This is a genomic window from Proteus sp. HMSC14B05, assembly GCF_001808035.1.
Taxonomy (GTDB): Bacteria; Pseudomonadota; Gammaproteobacteria; order Enterobacterales; family Enterobacteriaceae; genus Proteus; species Proteus mirabilis.
Genome location: NZ_KV791986.1, coordinates 188,398 through 202,736 on the forward strand (window position 1 = coordinate 188,398; position 14,339 = coordinate 202,736).

The 14,339-nt window shown below is 41.1% G+C and carries 13 protein-coding genes and 5 tRNA genes; 14 read left to right on the forward strand and 4 right to left on the reverse strand.

Annotated features, from left to right (window positions below):
• Nucleotides 1–234: 234 nt before the first annotated feature.
• From HMPREF3129_RS09610 to fghA, 8 genes are all read left to right on the forward strand, one after another.
• Nucleotides 235–311 (forward strand) — tRNA-Met (locus tag HMPREF3129_RS09610).
• 8 nt (nt 312–319) lie between these two features.
• Nucleotides 320–404 (forward strand) — tRNA-Leu (locus HMPREF3129_RS09615).
• A gap of 25 nt (nt 405–429) precedes the next feature.
• Nucleotides 430–504 (forward strand) — tRNA-Gln (locus HMPREF3129_RS09620).
• Between the two features lie 44 nt (nt 505–548).
• Nucleotides 549–623: transfer RNA gene (locus HMPREF3129_RS09625), tRNA-Gln, on the forward strand.
• 51 nt (nt 624–674) lie between these two features.
• Nucleotides 675–759 (forward strand) — tRNA-Leu (locus HMPREF3129_RS09630).
• A 262-nt stretch (nt 760–1,021) separates the two neighbouring features.
• Nucleotides 1,022–1,297 carry a formaldehyde-responsive transcriptional repressor FrmR gene (gene frmR, locus HMPREF3129_RS09635; RefSeq protein ID WP_004246023.1) on the forward strand — a complete coding sequence of 92 codons (276 nt, stop codon included), beginning with the start codon at nt 1,022–1,024 and terminating at the stop codon, nt 1,295–1,297.
• 19 nt (nt 1,298–1,316) lie between these two features.
• Nucleotides 1,317–2,429 (forward strand): S-(hydroxymethyl)glutathione dehydrogenase/class III alcohol dehydrogenase, encoded by a 1,113-nt coding sequence (locus HMPREF3129_RS09640; protein ID WP_004246024.1) that lies wholly within the window; start codon nt 1,317–1,319, stop codon nt 2,427–2,429.
• A gap of 53 nt (nt 2,430–2,482) precedes the next feature.
• Nucleotides 2,483–3,313 (forward strand): S-formylglutathione hydrolase, encoded by an 831-nt coding sequence (gene fghA, locus HMPREF3129_RS09645; RefSeq protein WP_004247448.1) that lies wholly within the window; start codon nt 2,483–2,485, stop codon nt 3,311–3,313.
• A 48-nt stretch (nt 3,314–3,361) separates the two neighbouring features.
• Here fghA and ubiF read toward each other — a convergent pair whose 3' ends face one another.
• Nucleotides 3,362–4,549, reverse strand: a complete 1,188-nt coding sequence (ubiF, locus tag HMPREF3129_RS09650; protein ID WP_004247447.1) for a 3-demethoxyubiquinol 3-hydroxylase — start codon at nt 4,547–4,549, stop codon at nt 3,362–3,364.
• A gap of 212 nt (nt 4,550–4,761) precedes the next feature.
• Between ubiF and miaB the strand changes: the two genes are divergently transcribed.
• The 6 genes from miaB (at nt 4,762) to HMPREF3129_RS09680 (ending at nt 10,985) form a co-directional block, all read left to right on the forward strand.
• Nucleotides 4,762–6,192: a tRNA (N6-isopentenyl adenosine(37)-C2)-methylthiotransferase MiaB gene (miaB, locus tag HMPREF3129_RS09655; RefSeq protein WP_004246028.1), complete on the forward strand. Its 1,431-nt coding sequence runs from the start codon at nt 4,762–4,764 to the stop codon at nt 6,190–6,192.
• A 28-nt stretch (nt 6,193–6,220) separates the two neighbouring features.
• Nucleotides 6,221–7,282, forward strand: coding sequence for a PhoH family protein (locus HMPREF3129_RS09660; protein WP_004246031.1), 1,062 nt, complete (start codon nt 6,221–6,223; stop codon nt 7,280–7,282).
• Nucleotides 7,275–7,742: an rRNA maturation RNase YbeY gene (gene ybeY, locus HMPREF3129_RS09665; RefSeq protein WP_004246032.1), complete on the forward strand. Its 468-nt coding sequence runs from the start codon at nt 7,275–7,277 to the stop codon at nt 7,740–7,742. The genes HMPREF3129_RS09660 and ybeY overlap by 8 nt, the downstream gene beginning before the upstream one ends.
• A gap of 70 nt (nt 7,743–7,812) precedes the next feature.
• Nucleotides 7,813–8,694, forward strand: a complete 882-nt coding sequence (gene corC, locus HMPREF3129_RS09670; RefSeq protein WP_004246033.1) for a CNNM family magnesium/cobalt transport protein CorC — start codon at nt 7,813–7,815, stop codon at nt 8,692–8,694.
• A 7-nt stretch (nt 8,695–8,701) separates the two neighbouring features.
• A complete protein-coding gene (lnt, locus tag HMPREF3129_RS09675; protein WP_036919936.1) occupies nt 8,702–10,225 on the forward strand; it encodes an apolipoprotein N-acyltransferase in 1,524 nt (507 codons plus the stop codon).
• Nucleotides 10,226–10,301: 76 nt separating this feature from the next.
• On the forward strand, nt 10,302–10,985 hold the full coding sequence (locus HMPREF3129_RS09680; RefSeq protein WP_070486965.1) for a hypothetical protein: 684 nt from the start codon (nt 10,302–10,304) through the stop codon (nt 10,983–10,985).
• 8 nt (nt 10,986–10,993) lie between these two features.
• Here HMPREF3129_RS09680 and HMPREF3129_RS09685 read toward each other — a convergent pair whose 3' ends face one another.
• Genes HMPREF3129_RS09685 through HMPREF3129_RS09695 form a run of 3 tightly spaced genes read right to left on the reverse strand, consistent with a single transcriptional unit; the run spans nt 10,994 to nt 14,264 of the window.
• Nucleotides 10,994–11,497, reverse strand: coding sequence for a protein disulfide oxidoreductase (locus HMPREF3129_RS09685; protein WP_036919933.1), 504 nt, complete (start codon nt 11,495–11,497; stop codon nt 10,994–10,996).
• The gene (locus tag HMPREF3129_RS09690; RefSeq protein ID WP_004247442.1) at nt 11,497–12,228 is read right to left on the reverse strand and encodes a DsbA family protein; all 732 of its coding nucleotides are present in this window, start codon (nt 12,226–12,228) and stop codon (nt 11,497–11,499) included. The genes HMPREF3129_RS09685 and HMPREF3129_RS09690 overlap by 1 nt, the downstream gene beginning before the upstream one ends.
• Nucleotides 12,228–14,264 (reverse strand): protein-disulfide reductase DsbD family protein, encoded by a 2,037-nt coding sequence (locus HMPREF3129_RS09695; protein ID WP_036919932.1) that lies wholly within the window; start codon nt 14,262–14,264, stop codon nt 12,228–12,230. Before HMPREF3129_RS09695 ends, HMPREF3129_RS09690 begins: the two co-directional genes overlap by 1 nt.
• Nucleotides 14,265–14,339 lie beyond the last annotated feature (75 nt).

The following is a 14,339-nucleotide window of genomic DNA, read 5'->3' on the forward strand; positions in this document are numbered from 1 at the left end:
AAATTATCACCTATTAGGCTGTTTTTTCTTTTTATTCAGACAATCTGTTGTTATTTACTTAGTAAGATTTTTCATCAACAAGGTTGTTTTTTGGATCTTTTTTCGACAAAATGATTAACCAGCGAGCAAACGAACACTTTTCTCGAAAATTAATGCAAAAAGCAGTTGACGGATTTGTCTGTAATACGCATAATGCGCCCCGCAACGCCGACGAAGGTTATGCAAAAAAAAGATGGCTATGTAGCTCAGCTGGTTAGAGCACAACACTCATAATGTTGGGGTCACAGGTTCGAATCCCGTCATAGCCACCATCTTTTTTGCGGGAGTGGCGAAATTGGTAGACGCACCAGATTTAGGTTCTGGCGCCGCAAGGTGTGCGAGTTCAAGTCTCGCCTCCCGCACCATTTTAACCGTCGTCAATTTATCAGGTGGGGTATCGCCAAGCGGTAAGGCACCAGGTTTTGATCCTGGCATACCCTGGTTCGAATCCAGGTACCCCAGCCATTTTCCTGATAGATAATATGCGTGTTGACAATTGAATTAGCGGATGGGGTATCGCCAAGCGGTAAGGCACCAGGTTTTGATCCTGGCATGCCCTGGTTCGAATCCAGGTACCCCAGCCATATTCTGAAAGAGAGACTCGTTAAACGAGTCTTTTTTTCTCAAAGGTTGTTGCGGGAGTGGCGAAATTGGTAGACGCACCAGATTTAGGTTCTGGCGCCGCAAGGTGTGCGAGTTCAAGTCTCGCCTCCCGCACCATTGATTAATAGTGTCAAACACTAACTAAAATCAACAAACAAGACTCGCTATGGCGGGTCTTTTTTGTTTTTAGCCTTAAATATCCCCTCACTCTCACCCTTTATCAACACGCTGACGCCTTGTCTATTTCCTCATTACTCTCATAGTTATCATTGTTTGCTCGATAATCTACATAGACTCATCGTAACGTTATTTTTTGATCAAGCTGTACATACATTCACGCCAATACTATACTCCCCCATAGTATATTTAAGGATTATATATGCCACACTCACCTGCAGAAAAAAAAGCCGCGTTAACCCGTGTAAGAAAAATCAAAGGGCAAATTTTGGCATTAGAAACCGCCCTTGAAAACGAAAATGAATGCGGCCAAGTTTTACAGCAAATTGCTGCCATTCGGGGTGCTATCAATGGCCTGATGGCGGGCGTACTCGAAAGTCATTTACGTGAAGGTCTAATGGATGCCGTCGCTTCTCCTGAAGATCAAAAAAATTCCGTTGATGATGCAATCTCACTAATACGCACTTACCTGCGCTAATAACAACAAGGATATCATTATGAAATCTCGTGCTGCGGTCGCCTTTGGACCAGGAGAGCCTTTAAAAATTGTTGAAGTTGATGTGATGCCACCTCAAGCAGGTGAGGTATTGATTAAAATTAGTCACACTGGCGTATGCCATACTGATGCCTTTACCCTTTCAGGTGATGATCCTGAAGGTGTTTTCCCGGCCATTTTAGGTCATGAAGGCGCGGGGGTGGTGGTTGAAGTAGGTGAAGGCGTCACCAGTGTCAAACCGGGTGATCACGTGATCCCTCTCTATACAGCAGAATGTGGCGAATGCCTATTTTGTAAATCAGGCAAAACGAATCTCTGTGTAGCAGTAAGAGCAACCCAAGGTAAAGGCTTAATGCCTGATGGCACAACGCGCTTTTCCTATAATGGACAACCTATTTATCACTATATGGGTTGCTCTACCTTTAGTGAGTATACGGTAGTAGCTGAAGTATCACTCGCTAAAATCAATCCACAAGCCAACCATGAAGAAGTCTGCTTACTTGGTTGTGGCGTGACAACAGGTATTGGTGCTGTACATAATACGGCAAAAGTACAAGAAGGTGACTCGGTGGCTGTATTTGGTTTAGGTGGCATTGGTCTTGCTGTACTGCAAGGCGCTAGACAAGCCAAAGCAGGCCGTATTTTTGCGATTGATACTAATCCTGAAAAATTTGCATTAGCACGCCAATTTGGTGCCACAGACTGTTTAAATCCCAATGATTATGACAAACCTATTCAAGAAGTACTGGTTGAAATGACTCAGTGGGGCGTTGATCATACTTTTGAGTGTATTGGTAACGTCAATGTGATGAGAGCCGCTCTAGAGAGTGCTCACCGTGGTTGGGGGCAATCTATCATTATTGGTGTTGCGGGGGCAGGACAAGAGATCTCAACACGCCCTTTCCAACTCGTCACAGGTCGTTCATGGAAAGGGACTGCATTTGGCGGAGTAAAAGGTCGTAGCCAACTACCCAATATGGTTGAAGATGCAATGAATGGGAAAATCGAACTCAAACCTTTTGTGACCCATACTTTACCTCTTGAAAAAATAAATGAAGCCTTTGATTTAATGCATGAAGGTAAATCAATTAGAACTGTTATTCATTTCGATTAATCACTCTCAGGCCTATTATCAAATAGGTCTGACTTTGTTGTTAAGGAGTCAAAATGAACAACATTGAACGCCATGCCTGTTTTGGCGGTTGGCAAGAGGTTTATCAACACACCTCTACCACCCTCAATTGTGAGATGAAATTTGCTATCTATCTCCCGCCTATGGAAGATGGGCAAAAATATCCGGTTTTATATTGGTTATCTGGATTAACTTGTAATGAACAAAACTTCATTACCAAAGCCGGAGCACAGCAATATGCTGCGCAACACGGTGTTATTTTAGTGGTACCTGATACTAGCCCTCGTGGTGAAAATGTGGCTGATGATAGTGCTTATGATTTAGGACAAGGTGCTAGTTTTTATCTGAATGCCACACAAGCACCTTGGGATAGTCATTATAAAATGTATGACTACATTGTTAATGAACTCCCTAAATTGATTGAGACACATTTTCCTGCCAATGAGCGACGTGCTATTAGTGGACATTCAATGGGGGGACATGGTGCATTGATGATTGGTTTGCGTAATTTGTCTCGCTATTGCAGTATTTCAGCGTTTTCACCCATTGTTGCACCAACCCAAGTCCCTTGGGGACAAAAAGCCTTCAGCGCTTATTTAGGCGACGATATGGCACAATGGCAACAATATGACACGATTGAATTACTGAATAAAACACCACAGACAGTACCCATACGAGTGGATGTCGGTCTTGATGATCCTTTTTACCAACAGCAACTACAGCCAGAACGTTTAGCACAAGTGTGTGATAAAAAACAGTTTGCATGCTGTTTAAATTTACATCAAGGCTATGACCACAGTTACTATTTTGTCGCGAGTTTTATCGGTGAACATATAGCCTTTCATGCTAAGCACTTAAAGGCTTAAACCTAATGCGATGATCGATGAATACAATTCAGATCATCGCATTGCTCATCATTTAATCCCTAAAGCATAACGTAACGCGGCTTCTTTCGCTTTTCCTGCATGCTGCGCCGCTAACAACCCGATATTTCTGGCTAATTTTAAACCTGGTAATTGATGGCTAAAAGCGTGGTAAAAAAGATCCATTCCTGCCTGCATCAGCATATTATCAGGCATACGACGGCGCTGATATTTTTTTAACAATGCCATTGAATGCCAAGGTTCAAAATGCTGTTTCGCTTGCGCCACTAAATTAAGCAAGCAATCCACATCACGATAACCGAGGTTAACCCCCTGTCCTGCTAATGGATTAATAGTATGTGCCGCATCCCCCACTAAAATCACACCATTATCAACATAACGACTAGCATGCTGACGAGTTAATGGGAAAGAGCCTGCAGCAATAGGTGTCACTTTGCCTAAGCGTTCAGGGAAAGCATGTTCGATTTCTTTTTCTAACTGTGCCATTGGCATCGTTTGTAGCTTTCTAATTCTCTGCGGAGAATCATACCAAACTAAGCAAGCCCAATTATCAAACAAAGGCAAATAAGCCCGTGGCCCTGAAGGGTAAAAGCGTTGCCATGTACCCTTTTCTGGTGGCAATTGCGTTTTCACGGTGATTAACATACAGGATTGACGATACTGCCAACCATTACTGCCAATCCCTGCCATTTGACGTACTTGCGAATTAGCCCCATCGGCCCCTACAACTAACTGAGTGGTGATTTCCTGACCATCAGCAAGCGTGACTTGCCATTTATTATCTAAGTATTTCATGTTACTTAGACTATTTGGGCATAATAAAGTGATATTGCTATAACGTTCTGCTTCTTGCCACAATGCCAATTGCAAAATGCGATTTTCAACCATATAACCTAATTCAGGTAAACCAAGACTTTTCGCATCAAAAATAACATGGGCATTATCTTCTTCCCATGTTTCGAGGGTTAGGTATGGCGCACTGCGCATCGCTAAAACATGTTGCCATGCACCTAGCTGTTTTAATAAACTAACGGACGCGCAGCTGATCGCAGAAATACGAATATCAGGATGAGATGAGGCATCAAAAGGTGCTGGAGATTGCCGTTCTACCATTGCAACACGCAACCCTTCTTGCGCTAGCCCAATGGCAACGGCTGCGCCAATCATGCCACCACCGGCAATGACTGCATCAAAATCGTTTTTTACATTTCTCATCATTGTTATGCCATAACTCATTGCTTTAAAAATAATAGGTAAGCGCTATATCAGTTTATTAGAAATAAGCAAAACTGAACGCCAGAAAGAATTAGCGCCGACTGACTCTAGTCACTGACCACACAAATGACTACAATAACCGCCTTATTGGCTTATTACACGCAACGTTTTTCAGTGATTAGCTATTATCTCACTGTAAATACCGGATTTATACAATGTCGACGATAAAAAAACTGTACATTAAAACTTGGGGCTGCCAGATGAATGAGTACGATTCATCTAAAATGGCAGACCTACTCGAAAGCACCCACGGTTATCAGTTAACCGATGTCGCCGAAGATGCGGACATTCTACTGCTAAATACCTGTTCTATCCGTGAGAAAGCACAAGAAAAAGTCTTTCATCAGTTAGGACGTTGGAAAAATTTTAAAGATAATAAACCTGATATTATCATCGGCGTTGGTGGTTGTGTTGCCTCTCAAGAAGGTGAATACATTCGTCAACGTGCGCAGTGTGTCGATATTATCTTCGGACCACAAACCTTACACCGCTTACCAGAAATGATTAATCAGGTAAAAGGCACCAAAAGCCCAGTGGTCGATATCAGTTTCCCTGAAATTGAAAAATTTGACCGTCTACCTGAACCTCGTGCTGAAGGCCCTTCTGCATTTGTTTCTATCATGGAAGGCTGTAATAAATACTGCTCATTTTGTGTAGTGCCTTATACGCGTGGTGAAGAAGTCAGCCGCCCTTGTGATGATATTCTATTTGAAATCGCACAACTGGCCGCTCAAGGGGTACGCGAAGTTAATCTATTAGGTCAAAACGTCAATGCTTATCGTGGTGAAACCTTTGACGGGCAAATCTGTAGCTTTGCAGAATTACTGCGCCTAGTGGCAGCGATTGATGGTATTGATCGTATTCGTTTTACTACCAGCCACCCTATTGAGTTTACTGACGATATTATTGCGGTTTATGAAGATACCCCTGAATTGGTTAGCTTCTTACACTTACCAGTACAAAGCGGATCAGATCGTATTTTAACCTTAATGAAGCGTAATCATACAGCTCTTGAATATAAGAGCATTATTCGTAAATTACGCAAAGCACGCCCTGATATTCTGATAAGCTCAGACTTTATCATTGGTTTCCCAGGTGAAACGCAAGATGATTTCGAAAAAACCATGAAATTAATTGCGGATGTAAACTTTGATATGAGCTTTAGCTTTATCTATTCAGCCCGTCCAGGAACCCCTGCGGCTGATTTACCTGATGATGTGAGCGAAGAAGAGAAGAAACAGCGTTTATATCTGTTACAACAGCGCATTAATCAGCAAGCAATGAACTACAGCCGTGCCATGCTTAACAGCGTACAACGTATTCTTGTGGAAGGCCCTTCACGTAAAAATGTGATGGAACTTTCAGGTCGTACCGAAAATAACCGCGTGGTTAACTTCGAAGGTACACCGGATATGATTGGTAAATTCGTTGATGTCGAAATTGTTGACGTTTACGCTAACTCATTGCGTGGTAAAGTGGTCAGAACGGAAGATCAAATGGATTTACGTATCCATGAATCACCAGAATCCGTTATTGCCCGTACTCGTAAAGAAGATGAATTAGGTGTAGGTGTTTACCAACCTTAATTGATCAGACTTAACAAAAGGATACTCAGTGACAGTAATAGCCCATACACAGGTAGCGACCCAAGAGATTTTCTTAGAGCCCGCAGATAATGACCGTTTAATGAGTTTATGTGGCCCATTTGACGACAATATTAAGCAACTTGAACGCCGTTTAGGTATCGAGATCAATCACCGTGATAACCGTTTTAAACTAACGGGTAAATCACTGAATGTGAATGCAGCTGCAGGAATTTTGCGACATCTGTATGTGGAAACCTCACCTATTAAAGGTGTGATACCCGACATCGACCCTGAGCAAATTCACCTTGCCATCAAAGAGAGCCGAGTGCTTGAGCAAAGTGATGAGCATGTGCCTGAATTTGGGAAATCGACCAATATTCGCACTAAACGCGGCGTGATAAAACCACGTACGCCTAACCAAGCGCAATATATTGCCAATATCCAAACTCACGATATTACTTTTGGTATCGGGCCTGCAGGTACAGGGAAAACCTATCTGGCTGTTGCTGCCGCTGTCGATGCCCTTGAGCGTCAAGAAGTACGCCGTATTTTACTGACTCGCCCTGCGGTAGAGGCGGGTGAAAAGCTCGGTTTTTTACCCGGCGATTTAAGCCAAAAAGTCGATCCGTATTTACGACCACTTTATGATGCGTTATTCGAGATGTTAGGTTTTGAAAAAGTTGAGAAACTGATAGAGCGTAATGTGATTGAAGTGGCCCCTTTAGCTTATATGCGAGGTCGTACACTCAATGACGCATTTATTATTCTCGATGAAAGTCAAAACACCACAATCGAACAGATGAAGATGTTTTTAACGCGTATCGGTTTTAACTCTAAAGCGGTCATCACAGGTGATATCACGCAAATCGACCTTCCTCGAGGTCATAAATCCGGATTGCGTCATGCCATAGAAGTGCTATCTAATGTCGATGATTTAAGCTTTAACTTCTTCCATAGTGAAGACGTGGTTCGCCATCCTGTGGTTGCTAAGATTGTTGTCGCATATGAAGCTTGGGAAGTTGAAGATCAAAAACGCCGCCAAGCAATTAAAGCAGAAAAAGAGAGACTGCAGAGAGAAAATCATGAGTGAAGTGATTCTTGATTTACAAGTTGCCACTGAAAATACACAAGGGCTTCCGAGTGAAGCCCAATTTATCACTTGGCTGGAAGCCGTACTACCGCAATTTCAGCCTATTAGTGAAGTGACTATCCGTATCGTTGATGAAGCGGAAAGCCATGAGTTAAACCTAACTTATCGTGGAAAAGATAGACCAACTAATGTACTTTCTTTTCCTTTTGAAGCACCGCCTGAAGTGGAATTACCTTTACTGGGTGATTTAATTATCTGTCGTCAGGTCGTTGAAAAAGAAGCCGATGAGCAAAATAAAACTGTTGAAGAGCACTGGGCACACATGGTTATCCATGGTTGTCTGCACCTTTTAGGCTATGATCATATTGAAGATGATGAAGCTGAAGAAATGGAAGGTTTAGAGACAGAAATCTTACAAAAATTAGGTTATGAAGATCCCTATTTGATTGAAAAAGAGTAACAGTTCTCTTTATTTTATGATAAATACTATATCTAATAACCATTCAATGAGGAAAAATAGTTAAAACGCCATGAGCGACGACCAATCTTCGAGTAACGATAACCCTGGTCCTAAAAAGGGGTTTCTCACATTGCTTAATCAGTTATTCCACGGTGAACCTAAAAATCGTGATGATCTGATGGAGCTTATCCGCGATTCTGAACAGAAAGAATTAATCGATCCTGATACCCGTGATATGTTAGAGGGGGTAATGGATATCGCTGAACAGCGTGTACGGGATATTATGATCCCCCGCTCGCAAATCGTCACATTAAAACGCAATCAAACCCTTGATGAGTGCCTTGATGTGATTATTGATTCAGCGCACTCTCGCTTTCCTGTCATCAGTGAAGACAAAGATCATATTGAAGGCTTATTAATGGCAAAAGATTTATTGCCATTTATGCGTACTGGTGCTGAGCCATTTAGTATAGACAAAGTTTTACGTTCTGCTGTCGTTGTACCAGAAAGTAAACGCGTTGACCGCTTACTAAAAGAGTTCCGTTCGCAACGCTATCATATGGCTATTGTCATTGATGAATTTGGTGGTGTTTCTGGTTTGGTCACGATTGAAGATATTCTTGAACTTATCGTCGGCGAAATTGAAGATGAGTATGATGATGAGGATGATATTGATATTCGTCCATTAAGTCGCCATACCTACTCAGTGAGAGCATTAACCCAAATAGAAGATTTTAATGAGGCATTTGGTACTCACTTTAGTGATGAAGAAGTCGATACGATTGGTGGTTTAGTTATGCAAGCCTTCGGTCATCTTCCTGCTAGAGGTGAAACTATTACCATTGATAATTACCAATTTAAAGTTGTTATGGCTGATAGCCGTAAAATTATTCAGGTTTATGTGCACATTCCTGACGATGCGCCTGTACCTGAACTAGGTAATGATGTGTAGGATATTAATGAATAATTTCTCTTTATTAAACCGCCAGTGGGTTCGCACCCTACTGGCGGTTTTTTTCGGTGCCAGTGGCACACTCGCGTTTTCTCCCTTTGATTTCTGGCCTGCAGCGTTAATTTCTTTATCAGGTTTGCTACTGATAATAACGCAACGAACCACACGACAAGGGGCATGGCTTGGTTTTGCCTGGGGATTTGGATTATTTGGTAGTGGTGTAAACTGGGTATATGTCAGCATTGCTGATTTTGGGGGAATGCCATTTGCTATCAATATTTTCTTAGTCATATTGTTAGCCCTTTACCTATCGCTTTATACCGCCCTATTTGCCGGATTATTAAACAAGTTCTTCCCTAAACCTACCTTTTGGCGTTTTGTCTTTGCGGCTCCCGCTGTATGGCAACTCACTGAATTTTTAAGGGGCTGGGTGTTATCAGGGTTTCCGTGGTTACAATTTGGTTATAGCCAAATTGATGGCCCATTAAAAGGTATTGCACCTATTTTTGGTGTCACCATGATAACCTTTTTGCTGACCATAATTAGTGGACTTATTGCTGTCGCTATCTATCGTAAATCACTATATAGTGCGGTGATCGGAGCAATATTATTACTCTTACCTATCAGCTTTAAATCTTATCAATGGTATCAACCTTTAACTGATGAAACACAAGAAATTGCCTTAGTTCAAGGCAATATCGCGCAATCATTAAAATGGCAACCCGGTACTTTAGAAAGTACGTTAAACACCTATCTCACTTTAAGTCGCCCTTTTATGGGTAAAGCAAACTTAATTATTTGGCCTGAGTCAGCTATCCCTGATGTTGAAATTCAGCAACAAGGCTTTTTAGTGCAATTGGATAAACAATTAAGAGCACAAGACACGCATCTAATGACAGGAATTATTGATGCGCGTCCTACCTTAGAAGGCTATCGTTTTTATAATAGTGTTATTACATTAGGTGAGCACTATGCTTACCAATATCCGGCAACAGATCGCTATAACAAACATCATCTTGTGCCTTTCGGTGAGTATGTCCCTTTAGAGTCCTTATTGCGCCCATTAGCGCCATTTTTTAATTTACCTATGTCATCATTAAGCCAAGGTGAATATATACAACCTCAACTGACGGTAAATGATGCCAAAATAACCGCCGCCATCTGTTATGAAATTATTCTTGGAGAACAAGTTCGTGCTAACTTTAAGCCGGATACACGTTTCTTATTAACTATTTCAAATGATGCTTGGTTTGGTAATTCAATTGGTCCATGGCAACATTTTCAAATGGCTAGAATGCGTTCATTAGAGTTAGGACGCCCATTATTACGTTCAACTAATAACGGCATTACCGCCTTTATTGCTGCTAATGGTGATGTTATTGCCCAGCTTCCACAATTTGAAGCCGGTGCATTAGCTGAAAAAATGACGCCCACGACAGGATCAACACCTTATTATAAAATGGGGAGTTATCCAGTGTGGATTTTAGCAGGGGTATTTTTAATTCTTGCTTTTATTAAGCGTCGTTCTTAATGTTAAATAAAGCCCTGCTCAATTAATCTTAAAACAATTAATTAAGTAAGGGCTTTTCTAATAAAAGGACTTTTCAATGATCCATTACCCTGAATATATTCTTGATATTATTTGGCAAAGAGCGAAAAAAATATCTGCCGATAATGAAACAAAAGGATTTCGTAAAGATAAAGAAACTAAATGGATCAAGCGCCAAATGTTTAATCAACAAAATGAATTTGGCTGGGTATTATCAAAACAACCCCGTTCGATTCATCAACTTATTGAAGATGAAACAATTGTGCCTTTACATTGGCAAACAGCGAGAGCCTATGAGCAAAAACAAGAAGCAAGCTCTAAACGTCTCAATATGATCCCACTTGACCCACCAGCACTATCGCGACTCATTCTATCACCAATAGATGTTTTACCTTATTGGCAACATGCCCATCAGATTTCCAGCGATAATGAAGAAAAAGGTTTTCGTAAAGATTATTACGGTCGTATTATCCAGAAAAATGCGTTTGGAGATAAACAACATCAATATGGTTGGACATTAGCTCAATTAACACCAGCCAATAAGAATAATCAAATCGTTATTCCTATTAATATTGTACCAATACATATTAATACCTCAAAACGCACTTACAATGAAAAGGAATTAATTGTTCAAGGTAGCCAAGAAGCAAAAATAAAACGCAGACGTAAAAAACTTGTCTATGAGATAATCGATTTTATTGTCAGCTTACCTGGTATTATTTTTTCTTCATTTAAATTCTGATAAACAAGTTAAATTGAAGCCCACCATAACCTAAGTTTTAATCCCCAAGAGGATGTCCAGCCACTTGTAAAGTGCACCATTTCACCTTTATAGAGAATAACAAAAGAAGGTGTAGCACTTATCCCCCAACGTTGAGAAATAGCCCCTCTATCATCATTAATAACCGGAAAAACCAGTTGTTTGGAGTTAATGCCACGTATTATTTTGGCATCATCACCAGAGCGGATAACTACAGACGTAACATTATAACCCTGTTGTGCTAAATCATTTACCGTCGGTGTAGTTAACTTACAAATGCCACACCAACTCGCCCAAAAATAGATCAGTAATGGTTTCTCTTGGCTAAGGGCAATCAATGAGACTGGTTTATCATCGACTGTATAAAGCGTAGATAAATCAGTAAGTTCTGGTGGCGTTGGTTGACGCCACCAGTCCATAGCAAATGAAATAGCCACAAAAATAAGGGCGAGAATAACTAATTCTTTACCCCATTTTCGTAAACGATTTGCCATTATTTTTTCACTTTCGCCAGTTGTTCTTTCACAATAATTTCTAACTGATCATAATCAACAGCACCCGGTAAAATAGTATCACCAATTACCGTCGCTGGCGTACCTTGAATACCCAGTTTACGAGAAAGCTCTAAGTTATTTTGCAACGTTTTTAAGCTGTCATCAGTTAACTTAATTTTGCTAGTATTAGTGCTCTTCATTGCATCTTCAATACTTGCATTATCTAGCATCGTTTTCTTCTGCATCAAACGTTGATGAAGTGCTAAGAATGCTTTTGGATCTTCTTTCCAGACAGAAAGCACCGCCTGAGAGGCTTTAGCAGAGCTTTCGCCTTTAAATGGCAATGGTTTAATGATAACCGCCACATCAGGGTATTGTTCGGTGATCTTTTCTAATAATGGGTCAAAGCGTTTGCAATACGGGCAGTTATAATCAGTGAACGACACTAACACTAACTTAGCATCTTTAGCGCCAATACGTGGACTTGCCGCATCGTTGTATAATGCATCATGTTCAGAGGCCAATGCTTGACGGAACTGTGCTTGTTGCTCATCTGCCTTCTTAGTTTGCAATGCCATGATAGCTTCTTCCAAAATCTCAGGATTACTCACTAAAGTATCACGAACTAATGCACGTACTTCTTTTTCTTGAGCTGCATTCAAGGCAGCAGCTTGAACATTTGCACCAAAAAGTAACGAAGAGATAACCAGTACAGAAAGTGTTTTTTTCATTATTGGGCTCCTTTAGCCTCTGAAAGAATAGTTAACATTAGATCTTTATTTAAAAGAGTCGGTAGGATCTCCCCCTCCTTGTTACATGGTCCATAAATCTGGTTAAACGGCACGGCGACTTGACCGCGCTGTTTTAAAAATTGGGTGATCTGTTCTGACGGTTTCGTCCAATCCCCTCTTAATGCGACAACATCAGGCTCTGAAAGTGCCTTTTGCACATCATCGCGTAATAATACATTGTATTTATTTGCTTTGCAGGTAACACACCAATCTGCTGTAACATCAATAAACACCCGTTTATTTTCAGCTAACGCTTGATGAATAGCCTCTTCTGAGAGTGGTTGCCAATTTACATGATCTTGCCCCGCCAAGGTCTGAGTATCAGGCTGAGCAATAAATAGATAGCTTGTACCACCCAAAATAAGGGTGATCACCATTGAAGCAAATAGCGTTTTTTTGCCGTAATGTTTAGCAATAGCAAAAAGCAAGATCAGGGCGATAGCCACAAAAATAGCCGCAACAATGCCAATACCAAAATGGGGGATCAATAAAGTGATCAGCCAAATACAAGATAGCAACATCATAAAGCCTAAAACAACTCTTAGGCGATTCATCCATTTACCGGGTTTTGGCAATACTTTGGCAATTGATGGAAACATAGCAACCATGATCCATGGTAAACTCATTCCAAGACCTAATGCGGTGAAAATTAACCATAACTCACTTAATGGTGCTATCAATGCATAAGCAACCGCAGTCCCCAAGAATGGGGCAGAACACGGTGTGGCAAGCAATGTAGCAAAAGCCCCTTCCCAGAAATGTCGACTATAACCTTGGCCTCCTGCTGTCGCTATTTTGGTATTCATATTACTTGATAAACGTAATTCAAATAGGCCAAATAAATTAGCGGTAAAAATAGCCGTGATCAGCACCATAAAGCCGATAAACCAAGGGCTTTGAAACTGTATGCCCCAACCTATTGCTTCTTGACTGTAGCGTAATACGGTCATAAACAGCGCTAAGGCCCAAAATGACACTAAAATTCCCACAACAGAAACAGAAAACTGTTTACGAATAGCCCCTGTATCACGTTTTTCGATATGAAGAATTGAGCCCAATTTCATTGCCAAAACAGGTAACACACAAGGCATTAAATTAAGAATTAAGCCCCCTAACAGCGCAAAGGCTAAAATACTCCATAATCCTACCCCCGAGTCAGCAGTAGGCAGAGATACGCTATCGCCTTGGCCTATAGTGTCATTGACTTGACGTGAATAGCCATCGTCAGTCACAACAAAGGAGAGTGGTTTTCCTGTAATGTCACCCGCAGCGTCTCCCCAATCATCGGTTACATCGACAGTAACAGATAAATGATCACCTTTTGCTGTTAACTGTGGAATGCCATATAGCATTCCTTGTGGTGGATCGAGATAAATATTAGGTTGATGCCAATCACCTTGTTCTCGTTGTAATGAGAGGGTTAATTGACTATTTCGATAATCAGATGAAACAGCAGAAATTAATCCACTTGTCACTGGTACTTTGGCCATGGCTTGATTATATTGCCATTCAAAGTCAGCGGGAGCAGGCTCGTTTAAATCCAGATTTAATGAGTAATCAGTTAAAATACAGACATTACTACAGGTTGAAAGTGTTAATACCCCATTTAAGTTATCGCTATCGACAGATTTTAGTTCAATGGGGAAGACGACTTCTTTATCGTAACCTTGGGTATGAATACCTGCGACATCAAAAGCGGAAGGTGATGGCCAATGCCATATCATATCAGACACAGATTGCGTCCAATTAATTTCAGGTGCTACGCCACCTTCTCCGGGAGAGCGCCAATATGTTTTCCAGCCCGGCGCTAATTGCACCTCAAGCAATATTTTAACATCGCCTGTCGATGACTTGTCAGCCGTAGCCCTAACCTGAGCATGATCATTGTCTGGCATAGTTAGCCAACCTGTATCGGCGGCTAATGAAGATAATGAAAATAGCATCAACATCAATGCTATTAAAAAAGAACGAACCATAGCAACTCCCTAAAAAATCCTCTAACGCTACACATAAAACAACGCCTCAATATAAGACGTATTATTGAGTTAAAG

Bases quoted from the DNA above. Each gene is read 5' to 3' on its own strand.
- frmR (WP_004246023.1), top strand. From the start codon at position 1,022: ATGCCACACTCACCTGCAGAAAAAAAAGCCGCGTTAACCCGTGTAAGA.
- HMPREF3129_RS09640 (WP_004246024.1), top strand. From the start codon at position 1,317: ATGAAATCTCGTGCTGCGGTCGCCTTTGGACCAGGAGAGCCTTTAAAA.
- fghA (WP_004247448.1), top strand. From the start codon at position 2,483: ATGAACAACATTGAACGCCATGCCTGTTTTGGCGGTTGGCAAGAGGTT.
- ubiF (WP_004247447.1), bottom strand. From the start codon at position 4,549: ATGATGAGAAATGTAAAAAACGATTTTGATGCAGTCATTGCCGGTGGT.
- miaB (WP_004246028.1), top strand. From the start codon at position 4,762: ATGTCGACGATAAAAAAACTGTACATTAAAACTTGGGGCTGCCAGATG.
- ybeY (WP_004246032.1), top strand. From the start codon at position 7,275: ATGAGTGAAGTGATTCTTGATTTACAAGTTGCCACTGAAAATACACAA.
- corC (WP_004246033.1), top strand. From the start codon at position 7,813: ATGAGCGACGACCAATCTTCGAGTAACGATAACCCTGGTCCTAAAAAG.
- lnt (WP_036919936.1), top strand. From the start codon at position 8,702: ATGAATAATTTCTCTTTATTAAACCGCCAGTGGGTTCGCACCCTACTG.
- HMPREF3129_RS09680 (WP_070486965.1), top strand. From the start codon at position 10,302: ATGATCCATTACCCTGAATATATTCTTGATATTATTTGGCAAAGAGCG.
- HMPREF3129_RS09685 (WP_036919933.1), bottom strand. From the start codon at position 11,497: ATGGCAAATCGTTTACGAAAATGGGGTAAAGAATTAGTTATTCTCGCC.
- HMPREF3129_RS09690 (WP_004247442.1), bottom strand. From the start codon at position 12,228: ATGAAAAAAACACTTTCTGTACTGGTTATCTCTTCGTTACTTTTTGGT.
- HMPREF3129_RS09695 (WP_036919932.1), bottom strand. From the start codon at position 14,264: ATGGTTCGTTCTTTTTTAATAGCATTGATGTTGATGCTATTTTCATTA.